General features: G+C 42.9%; 16 protein-coding genes and 1 pseudogene. 4 read left to right on the top strand and 13 right to left on the bottom strand.

Annotated features, from left to right (window positions below; genetic code table 11):
- Positions 1 to 2: 2 nt before the first annotated feature.
- The 8 genes from eboE to AC04NP_RS00855 all read right to left on the bottom strand — a co-directional run bounded on the left by eboE (position 3) and on the right by AC04NP_RS00855 (position 8,810).
- Positions 3 to 1,214 carry a metabolite traffic protein EboE gene (gene eboE / locus AC04NP_RS00890; RefSeq protein ID WP_482857413.1) on the bottom strand — a complete coding sequence of 404 codons (1,212 nt, stop codon included), beginning with the start codon at positions 1,212 to 1,214 and terminating at the stop codon, positions 3 to 5.
- Positions 1,198 to 2,385 (bottom strand): 3-dehydroquinate synthase, encoded by a 1,188-nt coding sequence (locus AC04NP_RS00885; protein ID WP_482857412.1) that lies wholly within the window; start codon positions 2,383 to 2,385, stop codon positions 1,198 to 1,200. The genes eboE and AC04NP_RS00885 overlap by 17 nt, the downstream gene beginning before the upstream one ends.
- A 23-nt stretch (positions 2,386 to 2,408) precedes the next feature.
- A complete protein-coding gene (gene eboC / locus AC04NP_RS00880) occupies positions 2,409 to 3,323 on the bottom strand; it encodes a UbiA-like protein EboC (protein WP_482857411.1) in 915 nt (304 codons plus the stop codon).
- A 53-nt stretch (positions 3,324 to 3,376) separates the two neighbouring features.
- Complete coding sequence (locus tag AC04NP_RS00875) at positions 3,377 to 4,282, bottom strand: TatD family hydrolase (RefSeq protein ID WP_482857410.1); 906 nt, start codon at positions 4,280 to 4,282, stop codon at positions 3,377 to 3,379.
- A gap of 18 nt (positions 4,283 to 4,300) precedes the next feature.
- The gene (locus AC04NP_RS00870) at positions 4,301 to 5,236 is read right to left on the bottom strand and encodes an EboA domain-containing protein (protein WP_482857409.1); all 936 of its coding nucleotides are present in this window, start codon (positions 5,234 to 5,236) and stop codon (positions 4,301 to 4,303) included.
- A 426-nt stretch (positions 5,237 to 5,662) separates the two neighbouring features.
- Positions 5,663 to 6,652, bottom strand: a complete 990-nt coding sequence (locus AC04NP_RS00865; protein ID WP_482857408.1) for a glycosylasparaginase — start codon at positions 6,650 to 6,652, stop codon at positions 5,663 to 5,665.
- A 34-nt stretch (positions 6,653 to 6,686) separates the two neighbouring features.
- Complete coding sequence (locus AC04NP_RS00860; RefSeq protein WP_482857407.1) at positions 6,687 to 7,655, bottom strand: ROK family protein; 969 nt, start codon at positions 7,653 to 7,655, stop codon at positions 6,687 to 6,689.
- A gap of 438 nt (positions 7,656 to 8,093) precedes the next feature.
- Positions 8,094 to 8,810, bottom strand: coding sequence for a hypothetical protein (locus AC04NP_RS00855; protein ID WP_482857406.1), 717 nt, complete (start codon positions 8,808 to 8,810; stop codon positions 8,094 to 8,096).
- A 345-nt stretch (positions 8,811 to 9,155) separates the two neighbouring features.
- Here AC04NP_RS00855 and AC04NP_RS00850 point away from each other — a divergent pair.
- Positions 9,156 to 9,248: pseudogene (locus AC04NP_RS00850) on the top strand (DUF433 domain-containing protein); the annotation flags it as partial.
- A gap of 65 nt (positions 9,249 to 9,313) precedes the next feature.
- On the opposite strand, the gene AC04NP_RS00845 reads toward AC04NP_RS00850, so the two are convergent.
- The 3 genes from AC04NP_RS00845 to AC04NP_RS00835 form a co-directional block, all read right to left on the bottom strand.
- On the bottom strand, positions 9,314 to 10,936 hold the full coding sequence (locus AC04NP_RS00845) for a serine hydrolase domain-containing protein (protein ID WP_482857405.1): 1,623 nt from the start codon (positions 10,934 to 10,936) through the stop codon (positions 9,314 to 9,316).
- Between the two features lie 144 nt (positions 10,937 to 11,080).
- On the bottom strand, positions 11,081 to 12,991 hold the full coding sequence (gene nagB / locus AC04NP_RS00840) for a glucosamine-6-phosphate deaminase (protein WP_482857404.1): 1,911 nt from the start codon (positions 12,989 to 12,991) through the stop codon (positions 11,081 to 11,083).
- Between the two features lie 224 nt (positions 12,992 to 13,215).
- On the bottom strand, positions 13,216 to 13,809 hold the full coding sequence (locus AC04NP_RS00835) for a TlpA family protein disulfide reductase (protein ID WP_482857403.1): 594 nt from the start codon (positions 13,807 to 13,809) through the stop codon (positions 13,216 to 13,218).
- Between the two features lie 382 nt (positions 13,810 to 14,191).
- Here AC04NP_RS00835 and AC04NP_RS00830 point away from each other — a divergent pair, with 382 nt between their 5' ends.
- The gene (locus AC04NP_RS00830; protein ID WP_482857402.1) at positions 14,192 to 16,471 is read left to right on the top strand and encodes a Tex family protein; all 2,280 of its coding nucleotides are present in this window, start codon (positions 14,192 to 14,194) and stop codon (positions 16,469 to 16,471) included.
- Positions 16,472 to 16,681: 210 nt separating this feature from the next.
- Here AC04NP_RS00830 and AC04NP_RS00825 read toward each other — a convergent pair whose 3' ends face one another.
- Both AC04NP_RS00825 and AC04NP_RS00820 read right to left on the bottom strand, forming a co-directional pair.
- Positions 16,682 to 17,131 (bottom strand): DUF7832 domain-containing protein, encoded by a 450-nt coding sequence (locus AC04NP_RS00825; RefSeq protein WP_482857401.1) that lies wholly within the window; start codon positions 17,129 to 17,131, stop codon positions 16,682 to 16,684.
- A gap of 192 nt (positions 17,132 to 17,323) precedes the next feature.
- On the bottom strand, positions 17,324 to 18,607 hold the full coding sequence (locus AC04NP_RS00820) for a nucleoside recognition domain-containing protein (protein ID WP_482857400.1): 1,284 nt from the start codon (positions 18,605 to 18,607) through the stop codon (positions 17,324 to 17,326).
- A gap of 86 nt (positions 18,608 to 18,693) precedes the next feature.
- Between AC04NP_RS00820 and AC04NP_RS00815 the strand changes: the two genes are divergently transcribed.
- On the top strand, positions 18,694 to 21,273 hold the full coding sequence (locus AC04NP_RS00815) for an ABC transporter permease (protein ID WP_482857399.1): 2,580 nt from the start codon (positions 18,694 to 18,696) through the stop codon (positions 21,271 to 21,273).
- Between the two features lie 127 nt (positions 21,274 to 21,400).
- Positions 21,401 to 22,375: an endonuclease/exonuclease/phosphatase family protein gene (locus AC04NP_RS00810; protein ID WP_482857398.1), complete on the top strand. Its 975-nt coding sequence runs from the start codon at positions 21,401 to 21,403 to the stop codon at positions 22,373 to 22,375.
- Positions 22,376 to 22,404: the final 29 nt, after the last annotated feature.

Genomic DNA, 22,404 nt, shown 5'->3' with positions numbered 1-22,404 from the left:
GACTAAATATTGTTTAACACCCACGCCAACTCCCTGGAAATCGACGTATTTAAATCCACCTGCAATGCCTTGGGCAGGACTTCCCAGGTATAAGTCTCCACTTCCAGATGGTTGGAAAGGGGGCGCTTCTTGTTGATAGAAAATACTTTCAATATATCTTCCCTGGTGGACTCCAGTTCGTCATATTTATCTAAAAAAACAGGTACATGAAAATGTGATCGCCATTCCCGGAAATTAATCTCCCCGAATTGTTTAATAGCGTGGGGCAGATCATGGTATTGAATCTTCCGGCCATTGTGGTCCTTTCCCACTACCTGATGCAGGTAGATGGGCTCATCGAACTGGCGGAAATCTTCAAGAATCCTGTCTGTCCTTCGATGGTCTTCTGAAAAACGGGCTTTCAACGCAGCACTTATCTGGATTTTCCCAATTTTTATTCCAGCCGACTCAAAAGCCTCAAAAACCGTGGCGGGTTCTTCAAAAACCACGGCAAAATGACATACATCATAACAAATTTGCAGGTGATCTTTAATACGGCGTTCGGCTTCAGCCGGCTCAAACCCAAAGTGTTCCTTTAAAAAAACTATTCCCCTGGGAATTAACCATTGCTGGTAAAAGTCAACTACTCCGGCCGTATTTTCAAGAAGGCCATCCGGCTCCGGTTCAATATCCAGGTGCATTTTTTTTCCGGTCGCCTGTGCCGTTTCAATCAGGTACTTTACAATGGTCAGGAGGTGATCGGTCCCTTTTTCGAACACCTCATCGAGTGCTTTATCATCGTGATTCCACCATAGTTTATAGGATATAGGTGAGGTCGATATGCCACCTTCCATGCCTTCCGGAAGAATTTCTGCCAGTATTTTAAAAAGTCTGCGTGTATAATCAACCCTTTCCTGTTTGGTCCAGTCAGGGTGATGAACGTGGTCTTTGACCTTTTGCCTGTGAAAATGCCCGAATGGAAAACCATTCAGTGTGAATACATATAGTTGATTTTTTTTAAGCCAGGTTTTGAAATCATCGAGGTTTGTCCCTTCTAAAAGTGCTTTGCCAGCCTGATCCGATAAGCGCAGTCCAATACCAAAATCACTGTCAGGTGACACACGGGCCTTTACCTCGGGAATGTATTTTTTCAAATAGTTAAAAACTTCCGCCCAGGATTCACCCCGGTGGATGTTTGTACAGTAGGTGAGGTGTTGTTTATTTGTCAGCAGCATTGGTCAGGTCTTCCTCAAATTTTTTCAGCTTCAACAAGGCTCGATTCATTTTTTCCGGATCAATATCATGGACTTCCACCCCTTTACCGATATCCTCCAATAACATAATGGTTAGTTGACCTCCCAGGTGTTCCCTGAATTCGGTCAATCCCTGAAAAAGTGGGTTGGCAGCAGGAAGTGTGTTGGAATCCGGCAACAGTTCCGGAACAAACAAATTAAATTTCAGTTCTTTAAACAATGTCAATATCTCATTTAACGCCGAAACCGAAAGCAGACCTGTCAGATGGGAATAAATACTGTCCAGTGCGATGCCAATGGCAACCGCCTCCCCATGTCTGAGGCGGTAATCGGTTAACTGCTCAAGTTTGTGTGCCGACCAATGACCAAAATCCAGAGGTCGGGATGAACCTTTTTCAAACGGGTCACCGGAGGCAATATGGTCCAGATGCAACATGGCACAATGATAAATCAGCGATGCCATGGACTTCCCATCTCTGCGAAGCAATGCAGTTGCATTTTTCCTGATTTGATAAAAAAAGTCTTTGTCTTTTATCAATGCCACTTTAATGGCCTCTGTGATGCCACTTCGCCAATCCCTGTCTTCAAGGGTGGAGAGAAAAGAGGCATCATTGATAACAGCAAAAGGAGGAGAGAAAGAACCCACAAAATTCTTTTTACCAAACTGGTTGATGCCATTTTTGACACCCACTCCCGCATCGTTTTGGGCCAGCACGGTGGTAGGTATACGGATATGTCTCACGCCCCTGTGCGCTATGGCGGCGGCAAAGCCGGCCATGTCCAGGAATGAGCCACCACCTATACCAATCAAATAAGCGTGTCTGTCCAGTCCAAATTCATTAATAGCCTTCAGGAGCTTCTCCACATGCAGTCCGCCATTTTTAACCTTTTCGCCTCCCGGCATGACCAGTGGAGGACAAACCATTTTAACGTTCAGGGTATGGCTGTCGATGTATTCAGTAATATTGGAAATCAATTCAGGGTGCGTGGCTTTCACCCCTTCATCGATGGCTATCAATACTTTTACACCTTCTGATTTATCTTTTGCATCGATCAAATCAGCCAAAAGGCCATTACCTTCTTTAAACAAGCTTTCAGTAAAATATACATCATATGAAAAAGGGACCTGAAATTTTTGGCTAATTTTCCTCATATAACCTATTCAATCGCATAAAATTATGTTACGGCAAATATTTTTGCCAACGCCAATGAAACCGGCAGCAAAAGTAAAATAATTAATGCCGGCAACCAACCCCCATATGTTGCTGCCAGCGAAGCATTCAGGGCAATCAAGGCCAACACCCCGGCTTTTACGGCCCTGCCGATAAGCCTGGCCTCATTTTTATTTAAGGCACTAAGTAAGGGGGGAATAATTAAATATGCAAACAGGGCGAGAAAAGTTAAACTAAAATAGTTTCCTGCCTGTTTGAAAAACCCTAATACCAAAATGATTAAAATAACTAAAATGTAAAGCACGAGTCCGATATACAAGTTGCTTTTTTTTCCACCATGCACTTCACCCTGGCTTATCAAAGTAATGGCTCCTATGTAAAGCAGTGGGATAAGTACAAGAAACCAATTGGCCCCGATTGCTTCCGGAAAGGCGCTGACACCTAGTAAGAGGTTGCCTCCGCGGCAGAGGCCCATCGCAACCGGACCTAAAAATGTCCGGTGTTTGGCATATTTGTCGTAAAACAAAGCCATAAAAGTGATGCCAAGGGCCAAAAAAAAGCTGATTTGATTGACCTGCAAGGCACTTATATGGGCGATTACGAATAATGAAAAACCCAGGAATGCGGCTTCTCCTTTGGTGGTCCTTCCACTGGGAATAGGTCTTTCAGGCCTCTCCTTTTTGTCGAGTTCTGCATCGAAATAATCATTAAAAACTACCCCCCCACCGTACAGGCCAAATGTTGCTGCCAGCAACCAAAATAATGAAGGATTGGCAAAGTCACTGATCTTCCATACACCGGAAGCTTCAGCCAATGATACCAGGCCAATAACAAAGCCAGTCATAATATCGGCAAAAGCAGTGACAATGTTGGCCGGACGCATTAATTGCAGGCAGGCAAGTAATTTTGAGTTTTTCAAAAGTCCGGCTTTAGTTGACAAGTTTAAAAAATACTAAATGCATCCGGACAGTATTATTTGATAATGTTGCCATTTGCACCTTCTACCAGGGGGGTCTGCCCTCCTCTTAGAATAGAGTTTCCTTCAAATTGCATCTTTTGATCTACCCCATTACCCATTTCCCAGTCCACAGCATTGAACTGTCCGCTTTTTCCAAAAGCTTCCAGGGCATTCAGGTAACAAACTTCATGAATTGCCTGCTCAGAAATACCCTGCTCTTTCATTAATGCTGCAGTTTTAGGTACCGCCAGGGGGTCGCTTATTCCCCAATCGGCAGAACTATTGATAAAGATTCTTTCACTGCCATATTGCTTTACAATTTCCACCATCCTTTCATTTCCCATTTTGGCGTGGGGATAAATAGTAAAGGCTGCCCAGAAACCCCTGTCAAGTACTTCTTTTACAGTTTCTTCATTATTGTGATCGATAATTACCCAATTAGGCCGGGCACCCTGCTCAATGAGCACATCCATACTACGCGAAGTACCTGCTTTTTTATCGCGGTGCGGGGTATGTACCTGAATAGGAAGATTTAATTCCAGCGCCAAATCAACCTGTTGCCGGAAAAACTTATCCTCAGCATCAGTCTGGTCATCATATCCTATTTCCCCGATTCCCACCACGCCTTCCTTGCTGGCAAATAGTGGTAGTAAATCCATTACTTCCTCAGCCAATGCCTCATTGTTGGCTTCTTTTGAATTCAATCCGATAGTACAATAATGTTTAATGCCGAATTGACTGGCCCTGAACCTTTCCCATCCTACCAGGCTGCTGAAATAGTCTTTGAACGATCCCACTTCCGTTCTAGGTTGTCCAAGCCAGAAGGCCGGTTCAATAATAGCGACAATGCCGGCTTCACGCATGGCCGTGTAATCATCTGTGGTCCGGGAGGTCATGTGTATATGAGGATCTATAAACATATTCGATAGTTTTTATGATTATTCGTACAAAGTTTTCTTTTCATATTGACGCCTTTCCCATTCTATACCTATCTTGTTCCAATTAATCGCATGATTTTCAATATGGTCTTTCAAATCAGTATGATTTAACATTAAAGTTTTCGCCCTTTCGGAACCACTGTTGTGACAGGCAAGCGCGGCAGCCTGTTGTTGCAGTGCATCAGGATCTTCGAGCATACGGTGCAAATCAGCTAATACGGCATCATTGACAAACGGGCCAATAGCACGCCACATCTCCGGCATGGTGATACGTCCCGCGGCCCATCGTTCATGGGCATAATCTGAAATCATCCCCGCGAGTTTTTCGTTGTGACGGTCTTCAATGCCTGAGATACGGTAGACGGGCCTTTCCATAAAAAAAGCCTTGAGTACCATCTGATTCCAGGCCACATCGTTAAAATAGTCCCTGGGATAGGGGTTATTTAAGGCCATGGCATCAAATACAGCGGTCATATTTGTCCGTATTCCTTCTGAGGCCCGGTCATTCAACGCCTCACCCAGAGGAGAAAGCGGCAGGCCTGCATACAGTGCCACCAATTCGTCAACACCTGCGGTTTCGAAAAGATTCTTTAATGTATTCTTGTAAAATTCAAGGTCATCGAATGGTATATATAACAAAATCAGGTTACGGCCAACCTGGTCTACTGTCCAATGGCTTAAATCGAGGTCGTCCCTTAGTTTTTCCATCTTTTGCTTTTCAATGGTATTCAGGGCCAATGGTTGCTTTCCGGTAAACCTGGGAATAAGATTAAAGGAGAGATAAAAATCCCGTTCACTATATTCCCTGACCAACTGCTCAATTTTCGCGTCAAGCCATTGCCTTCCCTTTGCATCTATCCTTGCAGCGAGGAGATCATAAAGATATTGCCTGGCAAGTTTTACATTTGATAAAGAAATAATATTGGACTTTAACATAATCTTAAAGTTACAAAAAGATTTACGATGGCAGAGAGGATTTGGGCTATTGTCTTACCTAAAAAGCAGAAATTTTACAAAAAGTCAATCAAATTTTTGCGCGTAGCCACTCAAAACCAAAAAATCTTCTCCATGGCGTACCTCCGGCATTGTTTTTAGCCGCCATTTTAGCCACTGATCGGTAATAAAAATGTTCCGCGATAAAACAGTCTCAAAGCCTCGGCTCCGGGCTCAAAATAGTGGTTTTTAAGGGTAAACAATAGAAGAACCGTAAGGAACAAACAGGATGTACCATACGATTTAATGGCTTCAAAACGCATTGATTATCCTTTTTAGAACCAAAACTTTAGTTAAAAACAGTAAATACTATGGATAATTGAAACTGTTCGAAAGTTCTAGAAAAATTACAGGATGATTAAACGCCGGCTATAATAGGCTGGCTGCTTCGAAGTATTTCTTGTCCAGGGAGTTATGAAGGGCGTAGCCAAATCCTTTATGCAGGCTGAAACCTCCGTATTCCCCTTTTTTATTCAGGGCCACAAAACCTATTTGAAAATCCCTGTAATCCGGATTTTTATTTTTTATCCGCTCAACAGCCATGCGGCAGGCATCTGCGGGAGCATTGCCCTGACGCATCAATTCCACCACCAGATAGCTACCGACTACCTTGATTACTTTTTCACCCAACCCGGTTGCCGCAGCCCCTCCTACTTCATTATCTACGTACAATCCCGCGCCGATAATGGGGGAATCTCCTACCCTTCCCCGCATTTTGTAAGCAGCTCCACTGGTGGTGCATGCCCCAGCGATATCACCGGCATTGTCAAGCGCCAACATGCCAATGGTATCATGATTTTCAATATTTATAACCGGCTTATAGTCAGCAGTTTTTAGCCATTCCTGCCACTCTTTCTCTGACGCTTCGGTTAACAGGTTTTCCTTAGTGAAACCACTTTCCAGGGCAAACTTCAGGGCGCCTTCACCAGCCAGCATAACGTGAGGAGTATCCTCCATGACCTTTCTTGCTACAGAGATCGGATGTTTGATATGTTCCAGAAAAACCACCGACCCGCAATCCCCTTCCGGATTCATGATGCAGGCGTCAAGTGTCACCTTACCATCGCGATCCGGTCTTCCCCCGTAACCGACACTGCGGTCTTCGGGGTCTCCTTCCGGTATCTTAACACCAGCCTCAACGGCATCCAGCGCAGCACCGTTGTTTTCCAGTACAGACCACGCAGCATCATTGGCTTTGATGTTATTCCATGTAGCTATCACCACAGGCTTACTAACCTCAGGTGTTGAAAGCGCCTGTTCTTTTGAACCCGGATTGGCACAGGCTTCCAGAATCAGTGAAGAACCCAATATTGTTGTACTCATAGCCGATTTTTTGATAAAGTCGCGTCGATCAGGCATTTCAAAGGTATTTTAGGTTGTGTATATTATTTCATTAATTTTTTCCACTTTTCAGTTCGTTCCAGATCAAAGCCGCAGCACCCAATACGGCGGCGTTTTTGTCCTGAAGGGCCGAAGGCAGCAATTTTACTTTATTTTTGAAGACCGGCATCATGTGTGCTTCCATGTGCCTGTAGGTCGGTTCGAATATAAAATCAGCAGCCCTGGCCAGGCCTCCCAGCAAAAAAATTGCTGCGGGGCTGGTCAATGCTACAGCATCGGCCAGTTCCATACCGAGTATTCTACCGGTATATTCAAATGCTTCCAGGGCCACCTTGTCCCCGTCTCTTGCTGCATCTGTGATCATCTCAGCAGTAAGGTCATTAAAACTTACCCCGGATAAACTACTGTTTCCGTTGTAGTCCGCCAGAAGTTTATAGATAGTGCGTTTTATGCCTGTAGCAGAAACATACGTTTCCAGGCAACCCCTCCGGCCACATCCGCAATATCTCCCATTGGGCTTAACGGTAACATGACCAAGTTCCCCGGCAAACCCGTCATGGCCGTAAATCAGCTTGCCGTTGGTCACAAATCCACTTCCCAAACCCGTACCCAAAGTAACCACGAAAAAATTCTTCATGGACTTCGCCCCTCCAAAAACCATTTCACCGATGGCCGCAGCGCTGGCATCGTTGGTGATCGCCATGGGTAAGGCATAGTACTGTTTTAACAGTTCAATAAAGTTGACTACACCCTTCCAGTTAAGATTAGGTGCATATTCTATGGTGCCCTTGTAATAGTTGCCATTAGGTGCCCCAATGCCTATACCAATGAATCTTACCTCTTCCTTCAGAGTCTTCATCGCCTTTTGCACATTGTCGGTCAGCGCGTGTAAATATGATTCGATGGTCTGGTGCACTGAAGTAGAAATGGAATAATCACACAAAAGGTCACCTTCCCTGTCCACAAACCCAAACTTTGTGTTGGTGCCTCCTATGTCTATGCCTAGCGCTACGTCTCTCATAAAATGTTTTGATTTAAATAATTTATCGCCACTAACTTAATAAATTGCTTCTCATAAACAGCAATTTGCCGGAAATTCCGGCTGCTTTTCGGAAGGGTTTATGAGGTTATTTACTTTTCGGTGGTGAAAATGATTAATATTGGTGAGTTTTCAAACTGTTGAGGGGATGAAATGTCCGGGAGGTGGGTCGATGGAATGTAGGGTAAGGAGATGGCAGGTGGGTAAAAGGGAGAGTTGTCGGGTCCTTGAGATGGCAGGTGGATGAGTCTATGGAATGATGGAATGGTAAGTTGATGAAAGCCAGGCCTTAATATCAATAAATGAAGTATTGAATGGAGCCAGGATGATTCAAATTTAAAACGTTGTAATTATTATTTGTTTGGGGTGCAATGTGGGGTTGAAAGTTAATGCAAGCGGGAGGATTGACGTTTATACTGATTATTTAAATGTATGATATGCTTTGATTTCTTCGGGGGTCAAATATCCATTCAATTGATAAGAAAGGGTGTTGTTTTTGTCTTCATAGGTAATTTCAAATTTTTCTCCGTGCAGAAAATGAAACCAGCCACGGCTTAAGATCAATGTTCTTCGTTCTTTCATTAATTTACCATAATCAATATTTTTTGCAGAATTGTATTGATATTTTTCATTCGCATACTCCGGCTCAGCAATCAAAATTGATGCCGGTTTAAAAAGGCACATGGCTGATTCATAGGCGAACAGTGGCTTACTGGTCGTTTTTGATCTGATGGTGTCTCTGTTGGCTTCGGCAACCACTACTATCAAATCTCTGTTTGCTTTATTTTTCACCTGCACGGTTCCGCGGTTTGGATTGCTGTCGGCGGTTAAAATGAAGGCCGCGCAGCAACAACCGGCTTTGATGGTATACGATTCGTCAGGTCTGAACTTCAGTTTAAAGCTTATGGTATCATTTTCTACAACAGCCCTTCCCCAATCAAAGCCATCTTCCAACTTGATTTTAAAGCTATCTTTGTCTGCCCCGCTAAATGATTGACCATTGAAAGTAAAAAGAATCTGGTCGAATTTATCATATTGATTGTCATGGCTCGTGGCAACCACTTTGATCGTTGCCGTTTGACCCGATGTCTTAATTGTGAAAACAAGGAATAATATCGTTAAGATGTTTTTCATCATAAAGGATTATGTATCGGCAAAAAAGACTTGATGTTTAGGGATGTTTTATAAATAGACAAAAGTCTGAAAATTTTAAAGATGTAATCCGAAAAAGATCAAAAAAATGCTGTAAACCCAACATATTTTACTGATGTCAAAGATACACAATTTTACCAAACAGTATGAAAACAATAAATCGGGTAAATAAGGAAATTTCAAAAATAAAAGAATACAAGACTAAGCTATATGGTTAGCTAATAGACTCGGTAAAAAATGAATTAAAAATCTTTATAAATGATTGAATTAGTTCTATCAAGCAATCATAACAAAACAAGTTCATGAATTACACAGATAGAATAGTTATAGATCCTAATTATTCGGTTAGGTAAGCCTGTAACAAAAGGTACCGGAATTACCATTGAACTGATACTTGGAAAGTTGTCTGCAGGTTTATCTGTTGAGCAATTGACCGGGCCCATCCCCAATTATCAAAAAAAGATGTGGGCTCAACCTACATGTCCAATTCATTCTTTTTCAAACCTCAAATTTTTCACTCTTCCCGAATCCAATTCAAATCCATTTACCGAACCCTTGAATCGCTTAAAGCGTACCAGTCCGAATTTCACTGAAAATACATCTGTTTTAGAAATACGGCACTCCATTTGGTCATTACTTTCAATGCTGGCTTTAAGCCTGTTATTTTCAAGTTCAAAATGGTATTTTACATCCAGCTCTTTACTATAATAGCTACCTGCGTAGTCCTCCAAATTAACTTTTGTAAGATCGATTTCTTCCTTCCTTTTTATCTCCGTCTTCCTTCCATGCTGAAAAATGTCGAGTTGCTGCGTAAAGCCATCTTTTAATTCTAAAAAAGTAAAACGGATGTCACCACCTTCAGATATCTCAAATGTATTTCCTTTTATCCTACTAATGTTGTAAGTCAAATCATTCCACTCCTGCACCACATTTAAAGAATCATTTTTTATAGTCAGCTTTAGTACCACACCTGGTTCTATTTCATATGTACCGACCAGTTGCTCCGGTTTGAACGCTACGGCCGGCGTGGAAATTTCTGTATCTTCATTTTCAGAATTCTTATTGACTTCATCGACTAGTTTGTCTTTGAGAAGAATGTCAGCCACCTGATAAGCCATTTTTGTTGGATTAGCATCACCTCTGTTGGTAAAAATGGCTACTGAAAAATGTTCCTCGGGAAACCTGATTAACTCTGCCCTGAACCCGACAAAAGCACCACCATGACTTACCGTTTTCAATCCTTTATATTCACCGATGAACAAACCCGAAGCATAGTCAATCACTTCACCATTATTTAGTATGCCTTGTTTTGTCATCATCTCCCAGAACTTCTTGCTTAAAACACCCGGGTTGTAATAGGCGTCATCCCATAGTTTAATATCATTGATAGTGGTAAAAATTCCCCCGTCACCAATCATGTCAAGGGTGGTCATGCTAATTTTAAATCCATTCTTATCATTTGGAATATACCCCGAAGCCCGGTTTTTTACAATTTGTGTGTGGTCGTTGTGAAAGTGGGTGTTTGACATGCCCAAAGGGTCAAATATTTCTTTTTTGGCAAAATCAGCCATGTTCATGCCAGTTATTTCTTGCACAATTTGCCCTAACAACCAGTAGCCAGAGTTGCTGTACAAAAATTCATTGCCGGGTGTAAAATTAAGGTCGCTTTGATTTACCAACCATTTCATGATATCCTTATCCTGGTAAAAATCATCATCTCCCAAACCCTTTAAGTAGGCTAACTGAAGGTAATCTCTTATGCCACTGGTATGATTTAACAGATGCCTGATTGTAATCTTTTTGGCATAATCAGGAAAATCGGGATAAATATCTTTTAGGGTTTTATCCAGGCTGAGTTTACCTTGCTCTACCAATAAAATTGTACAGGCGGCAGTGAATTGTTTTGAAGTAGAACCAATGCGGAAAACCGAGGATGGCGAATTAGGAATATTATATTCCAGGTTGGCCATTCCATAGCCTTTTGCATAGATGAGTTGTCCGTCTCTCATTATTCCCAAGGCACAACCGGGCGAATCAGCAGTATTCCATTCGGAAAAGATACGATTTATTGCAGCACTTTCTTTGATTTGTCCATAGGAATATAATGTCATAAAACAGAGTACAAATAGGGGTGATATATTTTTAAATGGTCTATTCATTGGGTACGTGGGAAAAAGATGGCCAAAATAATGAATTGCCTGGCAGAATTATCAGATTTAGATAATCAGAGTTAAATCTTGCTGACTTACCGGAGTTTAAAAATGCCATCTTACAAAAGCTTCTATGGCTTCATATTCCGCTAATCCAAGGGCGTCATATTCGTTGGCAGTAGCCCTGTTCCGGTCTTCGGCCCTTTGCCAGAATTCACGGCTGTCATGACCAGGAAAAAGCGGCCGGTCTTTCTGGGATTGATGTTTGAAAATGGCCCTTTTCTTTCTCTGCAATTCCAACGGACTGATGGGCACCGCCATTTCTATCTCATCCACCCCCCATTCCTGCCAGGCCCCCCGGTACAACCATACCCAGCAATCCTGCATCCATGCTTCGTTTTCCAACCTTTTTATGGCCTGCATAATCGCACTTAAACATACCCTGTGTGTTCCATGCGGATCGGATAAGTCTCCCGCAGCATAAATCTGGTGGGGTTTTATCTCATCGATAAGGTCAGCGGTAAGCCGAATGTCTTCCTCACTCAGCGGTTTTTTTCTTACTCTTCCGGTTTCATAAAAGGGTAAATCCATAAAATGGGCCCGCTCATCGGGAATACCGCAGTAACGAATCGCGGATTTAGCTTCACTTCGCCTGATCAGCCCTTTTATCTTTTGAATATCGGGTGAGTCTACCTGACCGGGTGTTTTATTGACAATAAAATCCCTGATGCCCCGGTTGATTTTTTCTACCGGTTCATTATCCAAACCAAATTCCTTATTGAAATCCAGGTTAAAATCTACGAATCGCACCACGTCGTCATCAAAAACAGCAATGTTGCCGGAGGTTTGATAGGCCACATGCACCTCGTGGCCATGGTCCACCAGCCTTATCAAAGTGCCTCCCATAGAAATGACATCGTCATCAGGATGAGGGCTAAAAATCAAAACCCGCTTGGGGAAGGGGGATTTCCGCTCCGGCCGGTGGCTATCATCGGCATTCGGTTTGCCTCCGGGCCAGCCGGTGATGGTATGCTGAAGCTCATTAAATATTTTGATGTTAATTTTGTTGGCTGGCCCCTGCCCGGTGATCAGGTCACTCATGCCGTGTTCGTTGTAATCTTCGTCGGTAACCTTTAAAATAGGTTTATTCACCTTGCGGCATAGCCATGTCACGGCTTTTCGCCTTAAAGTATCGGTCCAATCACAAGGTCCCACCAGCCAGGGCGTCTTAACTCTGGTTAATTCTGCTGCCGCTGCTTCGTCTACAATGACCTGGGTGTTAGCATGATTTTGCAGGAACGTGGCGGGCACAATATCTGTAACCTCTCCCTCCACTGCCTTTTTGATGATTCCGGCCTTGCCCTCTCCCCAGGCCATTAATATGACCTTTTTTGCATTGCTAATGGTTCCCACACCCATAGTGACAGCCCTTCTCGGCACATTTTCTTCTCCAAAAAAATCGCTGGCAGCATCGACCCTTGTAATTTTATCGAGGGTAATTAACCTGGTACGCGACGTGGCCATGGAACCGGGTTCATTAAAACCAATGTGTCCTGTTCTGCCTATACCGAGAATTTGTATATCCAAACCGCCCAATCCTGCAATCTTTTCTTCATAAGATTGGCAAAATGCATTGATTTCACCCAGATCTAGTGTGCCATCCGGAATATGCACGTTTTCCCGTTTTATATCGATGTGATCAAACAGGTATTCTTTCATAAAACGCACATAGCTTTGCAAAGATTCGGGCTGCATGGGATAGTATTCATCCAGGTTGAAAGTAGCGACATTGGCAAAGCTTAACCCTTCTTCCTTATGCATTCGGACCAGTTCTTCATATACCCTGGTAGGGGTAGATCCTGTGGCAAGACCCAGGACAGCCATCTCATTATTTTTTTTCTTGCTTTCAATTAAATCGCGTATAGTCCGGGCCACCGAAATGGAGGCCTCCTGAGCATCGGCAAAGATTTGCGTAGGCAGCTTCTCAAACTGTCTTTCTACATCATTGATTAACATAAGGGGTTAAGTTTTTAAGGGTTAACAGTATTTTCTATGATTTCAAACAAACCACTCAATTAAAATAAATTAAAAAATAGGAAGCAAGTTAAAAATCTGTTACATTTTTAGTGTGCTGACTGTAGTTTACCTTAAAAAAGGGAATGATCAGGTTAAAGTAGTGATGGTTTTCTTTCGAATTTAAATTTTTTTTATACAAAAGACGCCCGAGTGGGCATGAACAATTATGAGTTTGCTAATGCCTGAAGGTATTCTTTAAACGCTTTGGTATTGTAGGTGGCAATCCCCGTTTTTTTCAAAGCGATTTTTCCATCTTTGGAAATCACAAAAGTGGTTGGTATGCCATCTGTAGAGAGGGATTCAGGTAACGGCTCCATCTGCTGGTAGATGGGAAAGTTGTATCCTTTTTTTTCCACATATTTTTTGGCTTGGTCAAAAGTTTTGTCCCTGGAAATCATCACAAACGCTACTTGCTCTCGATCGAGGGACTCATATAAGTCATGAATATCAGACATTTCTGCCACGCAGGGGGGACACCAGGTAGCCCATAAATTCATAAATACTACTTTGCCTTTCAGATCCTCAAAATTAACAGCTTCACCACCGGCAGATTTGAGTTTAAAGTTGTAATCTATTGGTGGTTTTCCATCCAGATCGAGATTTGTTTCAGGTCTGATGATACCGGTTGCCACCACCGCTTTTTGCAATCCGGCCGCCATGTGCCTGTGTAGACCTGTGATATAAATCACCCCTAAAATAGCCAGGGGTAATAACCAGGACAGTATTTCATTTTTGATCTTTTTGACTTTGTCTGTCATAATAAATATGTCTGCATAAAAATAATGTTAGGTTGAATTAACGAAAAATTTTGTAATTGTGTTCCTCAATCCCGTTTAATTACCCTGGCCTTTTTATCCATATCCACACTGAGTTTTTCAGTCCATCCGGAAAGACGCAACGAGGTAATTACCCGGCACAAAGGAGCCAGTACATACCAAAAGGCATCGACTGTGCCACTTGTACATGACTTTTTTTATATTGTCAAGTGATTTCAGTTTTTTTCAGGGCCAGGCGGTTTAATTGTTGCGTGTAAACCTTTTTTCCTAAATTTGTCCTCACCCAATTGAAGAGAAAATTATATGAGGGTTTAAGGAGTGTATGTAGTACAAGACAGTAGTAACAAATAAGTGTACAAGGAATATGATGAATGAAAACAACCATTACCAGTTGATTGCGAAAGCATTGAACATCTCAACCGGCCAGGTAGGAGCGACAGTAAGTTTATTGGATGAAGGAGGAACGGTGCCCTTTATTTCCAGGTATAGAAAAGAGGCTACCGGGAGTCTCGATGAGGTATCGATTACTGCTATCAGGGACAGGATTCAGCAACTAAGGGACCTGGATAAACGCCGGGAAACCATCCTGAAATCATTAAAAGACCAGGAAAAGCTTACGGAATCACTGGAGCAAAAGGTGATGGAAGCAAAAACCATGGCAGAACTGGAAGATATTTACCTGCCTTATAAACCAAAAAGGAGAACCAAAGCCACTATGGCTCGGGAAAAAGGCCTGGAGCCACTGGCCAGGAAAATTTTTGAGCAGGAACCTTTTGATGTACAGGCTTTCGCCGGCACATTTTTGGATGAAAAAAAAGAGGTAATCACCATTGAAGATGCCTTGCAGGGTGCCAGGGATATTATTGCCGAATGGGTGAACGAGAATCAGGAAATAAGAGTACAGTTGCGGAAACTGTTCCTCGAGACCGGCACCTTCAAATCGAAAGTGATTACGGGAAAAGAGGTTGAAGGACAAAAGTATAAAGACTATTTTGACTGGGAAGAAAAAATTAAAACAGCCCCTTCACACAGGGTACTGGCACTGAGACGGGGTGAAAAAGAGTTGATCCTGACGCTGGACACCGGTCCTGACGAAGAAGACGCGATTTTCAACATTGAAAAACTGGTTTTAAAAGGAAATAATGAGGCGACGGAACAGGTGAAGATCGCCATCAAAGACAGCTATAAAAGGTTGCTCAAACCTTCCATCGAAACAGATGTAAGAATGTCTACCAAAAAACGCGCTGACGAAGAAGCTATCCGCGTTTTCTCTGAAAATTTAAGGCAGTTGTTACTGGCGGCACCGTTAGGGCAAAAAAATGTTATGGCGCTGGATCCGGGTTTCCGTACGGGTTGTAAACTGGTGTGCCTCGATAAACAGGGCAACTTATTGGAAAACACTACGATTTTTCCTAACGAACCACAGAAGAAAACACTGGAAGCCGGCGCCATTATCAAAAAGTTGGTCGGGGAACATCAAATTGAGGCCATTGCCATTGGTAACGGTACTGCCAGTCGTGAGACGGAAGCCTTTGTAAAAACAATGGGATTGCCATCAAATGTCATGGTCGTAGTGGTCAATGAAAGCGGCGCTTCGGTTTATTCAGCTTCGGAGGCAGCGAGGGATGAATTTCCGGATCATGATGTCACTGTGAGAGGAGCGGTCTCTATCGGGCGGCGGCTTATGGATCCATTGGCAGAGTTGGTAAAAATTGATCCGAAGTCCATCGGTGTAGGGCAATACCAACATGATGTAGACCAGGCCTGGCTAAAACAAGGGCTGGACGATGTGGTGATGAGCTGCGTGAATGCTGTGGGTGTCGAGGTAAATACTGCCAGTAAGCAATTGCTCACCTATGTCTCCGGACTCGGGCCTCAATTAGCGCAGAATATTGTAGATTACCGGCAGACTTACGGGCCTTTCAAAAGCCGCGAAGGATTAAAAAAAGTGCCCCGGCTGGGAGATAAGGCTTTTGAACAAGCAGGCGGTTTCTTAAGAATAAGAAGTGGTAATAATCCCCTGGATAGCAGTGCGGTACATCCTGAAAGTTATCCGGTGGTGGAAAAAATGGCCGCCAGCTTAAACTGTGAGGTCAACAACCTCATAAAAGATTCATCACTTCACAAAGGGATAAATTTGCCGGACTTTATCACAGATAGTACCGGACTTCCCACCTTAAAGGATATCATGGACGAGTTGGCAAAACCCGGAAGGGATCCCAGGGAAACGTTTGAGGCCTTTTCGTTTCAGGAGGGAGTTAACGAAATGGAAGATTTGAGGCCTGGAATGAGGTTGCCGGGCATTGTCACGAATATTACCAATTTTGGTGCTTTTGTGGACATAGGCGTGCATCAGGATGGTTTGGTACATATCAGCCACCTGTCAAATGGTTTTGTAAGCAATCCCGCGGAGGTCGTCAGTGTCCGGCAAAAGGTCATGGTAATTGTGCTGGAGGTAGATATACCGAGAAAAAGAATCGCTCTTTCCATGAAAGATGAAAACCCTGCTCAAAAAGTCAAAAGATCAAAAGGGCCTGACCGGAGTACCGGCAAAGGTGGCACTCAAAAGCGCGAAAAATCAGGAAACAATCCTGAAGGTGACTTGCAGGCAAAGCTTTCTATGTTAAAAAATAAGTTTAAGTAGTTCAAAAAAAGAGATAAGTTTTCAGTTTTCAGCCGGATTTTCTGAAGTTGTAAACTTAAGCTTCCAAATAGGGCAGGTTTTTAACTTGTATTTAATTGACTGAAGTTGAAAATTCAAGCCCAAAAAAAGACCAATTCACAATGGAACTGATCTTTCAAACTTTAAAACGAGAATATAAAAAGAGTGTAGAATACTAATGCAAATTTTATTTCATCGGATCATTTCCTTCCAGGATTTGAACCGCTCGGAAATCTTGGCAGTCATCATTTCATAGTTTTGCCATGAGTCCTCGACATGATAAATCGAGGGCAAATCCGATGCCAGCAAATTTTCATAGTCTTTTTTATAAATGCCACCTCCATAGTAATAATAAGTAAACATGTTACCTTCCTTGTTGAAGAGCTCGTACCCGAGATAGCCATCCCAAAGTTCACTTAAGATGGTTGGACTCAATTCCTTTCTTTTAAAACGCAACATCTGCACCTCGGCCTCATCCTCAAAATACTCTGAGTACAACTGGTTTTCAATAATCCATCCAAGATAAATACCAATATGAACATAGGCCTGTTCTATCGGCAATGACTCCGGGAAATTTCCTAAGAAATGAGTTTTGGCATTGTCATAAATTGTTTTTTCCCGTGCATGATTAGGTAAGCCCATAGTCTAGAATCGTTTACTTTTGATAAATATCTTTTTTTATCGTGTTGGCTAAAATACAATGGGCCTGGAAAAAAGATTTATACAATTACGGAGATAAAATACCCTTGTAATGTTTAAGTATTTGTTTAAACTTTTATCCTATTCTACTGGCTTAAAAGGTTGAAAAGATCAGGGGGTGATAGCAGTTTTTCTTTATTGGTAAAAGAACAAATAACAAATAAAGATCGCTGCAATGATTCCGGCCAGGTCGGCAATCAAACCGGCTCCAACGGTATAGCGGGTTTTTTTTATATTTACGGCACCGTAGTAAACTGCCAGCGTGTAAAAGGTAGTTTCGGTAGAACCCTGGAAAGTGGAGGCCAGCCTTCCGACAAAATCATCCGCTCCATAATTTCGCATTGCCTCGATCATCATACCCCTGGCCCCTGACCCGCTCAATGGTTTCATAAAAGCTGTAGGCAGGGCAGGAACGAAGTCCGTATTCACTCCCAACAGAGCGAAAAATTCACCGAGTAATGTGATGATAAAATCCATAGCCCCCGAGGCCCTGAAAACACCAATCCCCACCAGCATAGCTACCAGGTAGGGAATGATCATAACAGCCACTTTGAAGCCCTCTTTGGCTCCGTCTATAAAAGTTTCATAGATATTGATTTTGCTTCTTATCCCCAAAATCATGAAAGCAGTAATCACCGCCATAATAATGAAGGTGCTGGCAAAAGTGGTAACTACTTCCAGTTGTTGCCGATCCATTTGTGAAAGGAGGTAAATAATACCGGCCACTAAAAATGTACCTCCCCCCAGGTAAGCCAAAATGGTTTTATCCAATAAATTGATTTTTTGTTTGACCGCCACGGCTATCAACCCGGCCAGGGTAGAGAAAAAGGTAGCAAGTAAGATCGGGATGAATATATCTGCAGGATTTGCGGCACCCTCGGCCGCGCGGTAGGCCATTACGGTTACCGGTATCACTGTTAATCCGGAGGTATTCAACACCAAAAACATAATCTGCGCATTGGAAGCAGTCTCTTTGTCAGGGTTAACTTCCTGCAATTCCTCCATGGCTTTTATGCCCAATGGCGTGGCAGCATTGTCAAGGCTAAGCATATTGGCTGAAATGTTCATCATCATGGACCCGTAGGCCGGATGGTTTTTGGGGATTTCGGGAAAAAGTTTCCCGAAAAAGGGGGCTACCAGCCTGGACAAGATATGAACGGCTCCTCCCTTTTCGGCAATTTTCATGATACCCAACCACAGTGTCATGATGCCAATTAAGGTGATAGCAATGCTGACACTTGTCTCTGCCATATCAAACGTGCTTTGAAACATATCCCGGAAAACATACAAATCGGTTTCATCAAAAGTAATTTGCAAAGCCCCGGCGAAATAATCCCTGTAGTAATAACCAATTACCCTGACGATTCCTACCAGAAAGGCAGCGAGAAAAAACCCTATCCAGATATAATTCAGTGCCATATATTTTTCAATTTTAAGCTAAACAACATTAATTTCCGTAATTATGAAAACGATAGCTATAATTTTTATGCGTATAAATATGGTCCATGGGCACAGATCGAATTGTTAGGGTCACAAAACCGAAAACGAATATTGCCAGGGATAAATGGTTGTGGAAACTAGCCTGGAAAGATGGAAAAAACAATTGGTTCAGGTTGATACTGTTCATTTTTTCGATCGTGATCGGCATTGCTGCCCTGGTTGCTGTTAATTCTTTCAATGACAACCTGTTGAAAGATATCGATAATCAGGCAAGAGCCTTTCTGGCGGCTGATGTGGTTTTATATGGCAATGAAAGTTTTGTCGAAGCGGACTCGCTGTTTTTTGACTTCATGGCCAATGAACAGGCCAACGACGCCAGACTCTCCTCCATGGTCTCATTTCCTCACTCCGGTGACACCCGGTTGGTGCAGGTGGTTGGCATAAAAGGAAACTATCCGTTTTATGGTACTTTCGAAACCGTCCCGGAAAGTGCCTTGACAAGTTATCGCATGGGAAACCGGGCATTAGTTGATGAGAACATCGCGTTGCAATACGGGCTTTCCGTTAATGATACGCTCAAAGTAGGTCAACTAAAACTACCCATTGCAGGGTTTGTGACCAAAATTCCCGGGAATATTAACATCAGCGCTTCCCTGGCCCCTGCGGTTTACATGCCATTGGATAGCCTGGAGAAAACCGGATTAATCCGGGCCGGCAGCAGGGTATACTATCGCAAATATATCAGGGCCGGAGACCAGCAAAATGAAAAAGACGTGTTAACTTCACTGAGACCTGCTATAAGAAGTTATAATTTAAGCTGGGAGACGGCCGCATTCAGAAAAGAAAACCTGGGTAATGGGTTTGAAAACATATTCCGGTTTCTTAACCTGCTTGGATTTATGGCACTGATCCTGGGCAGCATTGGCTCCGCAAGTTCGGTAGTAATTTATCTGAAAGAAAAGCACAAAACCATCGCCATTCTCCGCTGTCTGGGCGTGGCTGCCAGGGAAGCATGGCTGATTTTCTTTATCCAGACCATGGCCCTGGGTTTTTTGGGCAGCCTGTTGGGAATTATATTCGGGCATTACCTGCAGATGTATATTCCCTTGATGTTATCCGATTTTATTCCTTTGAGCCTTCATTTTAACATCTCCTGGAAAGCGGTCTTTCTGGGCATCGTAACAGGTTTGGCCTCTACACTGATTTTTTCATTTCTTCCCTTGAAAAACATCAGGCATATCTCACCCTTGAATGCCCTGCAAATAGAACCGGAAACGAATTACCGCAAAGCTCCCGGTATGATCGTTATCATAGTTGTGATTTTGGCGGTAACCCTGACATTGGCCACCATTCAATCCGGATCTTTCATTACGGGCACCGCTTTTATGGCTGGTATTTTGCTTACTTGCCTTGCCATGTACCTGATAGCCAAGCTTTTGATCCTGATAGTAAAATACCTGTTTATCAGAAGATCAGGTTTTATCTGGAAACAAGGACTTATCAACCTGTTCAGACCCAATAACCAAACCATGGTGCTGGTCATCGTAATGGGGATGAGTACATTTTTAATCGCTACATTAAACCTCGTTCAAAATAATCTGGTAAAACAGGTCAATATTATTGGCAATCAAAATAAAACTGACCTGGTATTGTTCGATATCCAACCAGCACAACAAGGTGAGGTAGACAGCCTCATCACAAAGTATGAGCTGACCGTTAATCAGGTTGTGCCCATTATCACTTTGAGGTTTGAAAAAATCAGAAACAAAAGGCTCGGAGCTTTGAAAAATGATGAAAGAGGTCCGATTCCGAATTGGCTCCTTTACATGGAACACCTGGTGACTTACAGAGATGAGTTACTGCCCGCAGAAAAGATAATCGAAGGACAATTTATCCCGGTAAAGAAGCGTAACACCGACTCTACATTTATCTCGCTTACAAAGTCAATGGCTGACCGACTGCATGTCGAACTGGGCGATGAGATTGAGTTCAATGTGCATGGCCTGTCATTAAAGACCTATGTAGGCAGTATCAGAAAGTTGGATTGGCAACGCATTCAAAATAATTTTATGTTTGTTTTCCCCAGCGGGGTACTGGAAAAAGCGCCACAGCATTATGCCTACCTGATCAGCTCTTCCAACAAAAACAGCACAGCCCAATTGCAAAACGAGCTCAATGACCTGATGCCAAATGTATCCTCCGTAGATCTGCAGCTAATCCTGGGGACATTAGACACAATCATCGACAAAACAGCATTCGTCATCAGGTTTATGGCGTTATTTAGTATCATTACCAGTCTGATCGTTTTAGGGACAACGGTTCTGAATACCAGGCAGGCAAAAATCCGTGAAAATGTTTTGTTACGTACATTGGGTGCCAGTGAAAAACAGGTCAACGCCATTTTGTTGCTCGAGTATCTGTTTATCGGCCTGTTTGCCGGGGTCACCGGTATTTTACTGTCCATTTTGTCAAGTTGGGGGCTTACTACCTACTTTTTAGACTTGTTGTTTTTTCCGGATGTAAAGCATATCGGCATGCTATTGCTGCTCACCACAAGTATAACCGTCATGATCGGATGGTTGCATAACAAATCCATTCTAAATAAATCCCCCATGGCCGTTTTACAGGAGCAAAAGCAGGTCTGAGTGAGCGTAGTATTCAGTCGTACCACCGGTTGAATATATTTGATCATGTTAAGATAATAATTTTATAATCTCAGTAGTTTTCAGATTAATTTAGCGAGACGCTAATTTGTCAAAAATCTGCTATTCAATGAAACTACGCATTGCCACCTTTAACCTTGAAAACCTGGACGATAAAGCGGACCAAAACCCTTCCCTTGAGGAGCGAATAAAAGTTTTGAGGCCTCAGCTTGAAAGGTTAAAGGCTGATATTCTATGTTTTCAGGAAGTACATGGTCAGGAAAAAACAAATGAAAAAAGACAATTGCTGGCGCTGCAGTCATTGTTGCAAACCACTTCATACGCTACCTACGAACTGGCCCACATCAAGACCGACAGCGACGAAGCCTTTAACAAAAGAAACCTGGTTGTAGCCAGCAGGTTTGCCATCACCGAAGTCAACCAATACCATAACGACCTGATTCCCGCTCCTGTTTACAAAAAGGTAACTGCCGTACCCGGCGATGCCGAAGCCAAACCGGTTCAATGGGAAAAACCCATTTTATACACAAAAATCTCCGTAAAAGAAGATTTTGATATTCACCTGATCAACCTTCATCTAAAATCCAGGATCCCTTCAAACATCAGTGGGCAAAAGATCAATAACTTTACATGGAAAAAGATTTATGCCTGGGGTGAAGGTTTTTTTATTTCATCTATGAAGCGGGTGGGACAGGCCCTGGAGACCAGGGTACTGGTAGATCAGTTGTTTGATGCCGATGAAAAGGCAAAAATAGTAGTATGCGGTGATTTTAATGCCCACCCCGGTGAGGTGCCGGTGGAAGCCATACGGGGAAGGGTCGAAAACACAGGTAATCCCGACCTGATACCGAGGGAGATGGTGCCCGCGAAAAACACTATTCCGGATTCATCGAGGTATACCTATTTACACCAGGGGCATAAACGGTTGCTGGACCATGTACTCATTTCCAAGGCTTTGATCCCCTACTACCGGGGCGCTGAAATCCACAACGAATTGCTCCATGACGAAACGATTGCCTTTGCCCTCGATACCAAATTTCCCGAATCCGACCATGCGCCATTTGTGATTGAATTTGAGGTTTGACGGTCTGAAATGGTTTTGGCCTGGAATTT

Source organism: Agaribacillus sp. DX54 (assembly GCF_056858335.1).
The sequence above is the reverse complement of the archived record's forward strand: the minus strand, read 5'-3'. Positions and strand labels throughout refer to the sequence as shown.

What these genes read in the sequence shown, in the direction of transcription:
- eboE (WP_482857413.1), bottom strand. Translation starts at nt 1,214, where the DNA reads ATGCTGCTGACAAATAAACAACACCTCACCTACTGTACAAACATCCAC.
- AC04NP_RS00885 (WP_482857412.1), bottom strand. Translation starts at nt 2,385, where the DNA reads ATGAGGAAAATTAGCCAAAAATTTCAGGTCCCTTTTTCATATGATGTA.
- AC04NP_RS00875 (WP_482857410.1), bottom strand. Translation starts at nt 4,282, where the DNA reads ATGTTTATAGATCCTCATATACACATGACCTCCCGGACCACAGATGAT.
- AC04NP_RS00870 (WP_482857409.1), bottom strand. Translation starts at nt 5,236, where the DNA reads ATGTTAAAGTCCAATATTATTTCTTTATCAAATGTAAAACTTGCCAGG.
- AC04NP_RS00865 (WP_482857408.1), bottom strand. Translation starts at nt 6,652, where the DNA reads ATGCCTGATCGACGCGACTTTATCAAAAAATCGGCTATGAGTACAACA.
- AC04NP_RS00860 (WP_482857407.1), bottom strand. Translation starts at nt 7,655, where the DNA reads ATGAGAGACGTAGCGCTAGGCATAGACATAGGAGGCACCAACACAAAG.
- AC04NP_RS00855 (WP_482857406.1), bottom strand. Translation starts at nt 8,810, where the DNA reads ATGATGAAAAACATCTTAACGATATTATTCCTTGTTTTCACAATTAAG.
- AC04NP_RS00845 (WP_482857405.1), bottom strand. Translation starts at nt 10,936, where the DNA reads ATGACATTATATTCCTATGGACAAATCAAAGAAAGTGCTGCAATAAAT.
- nagB (WP_482857404.1), bottom strand. Translation starts at nt 12,991, where the DNA reads ATGTTAATCAATGATGTAGAAAGACAGTTTGAGAAGCTGCCTACGCAA.
- AC04NP_RS00835 (WP_482857403.1), bottom strand. Translation starts at nt 13,809, where the DNA reads ATGACAGACAAAGTCAAAAAGATCAAAAATGAAATACTGTCCTGGTTA.
- AC04NP_RS00830 (WP_482857402.1), top strand. Translation starts at nt 14,192, where the DNA reads ATGATGAATGAAAACAACCATTACCAGTTGATTGCGAAAGCATTGAAC.
- AC04NP_RS00825 (WP_482857401.1), bottom strand. Translation starts at nt 17,131, where the DNA reads ATGGGCTTACCTAATCATGCACGGGAAAAAACAATTTATGACAATGCC.
- AC04NP_RS00820 (WP_482857400.1), bottom strand. Translation starts at nt 18,607, where the DNA reads ATGGCACTGAATTATATCTGGATAGGGTTTTTTCTCGCTGCCTTTCTG.
- AC04NP_RS00815 (WP_482857399.1), top strand. Translation starts at nt 18,694, where the DNA reads ATGGGCACAGATCGAATTGTTAGGGTCACAAAACCGAAAACGAATATT.
- AC04NP_RS00810 (WP_482857398.1), top strand. Translation starts at nt 21,401, where the DNA reads ATGAAACTACGCATTGCCACCTTTAACCTTGAAAACCTGGACGATAAA.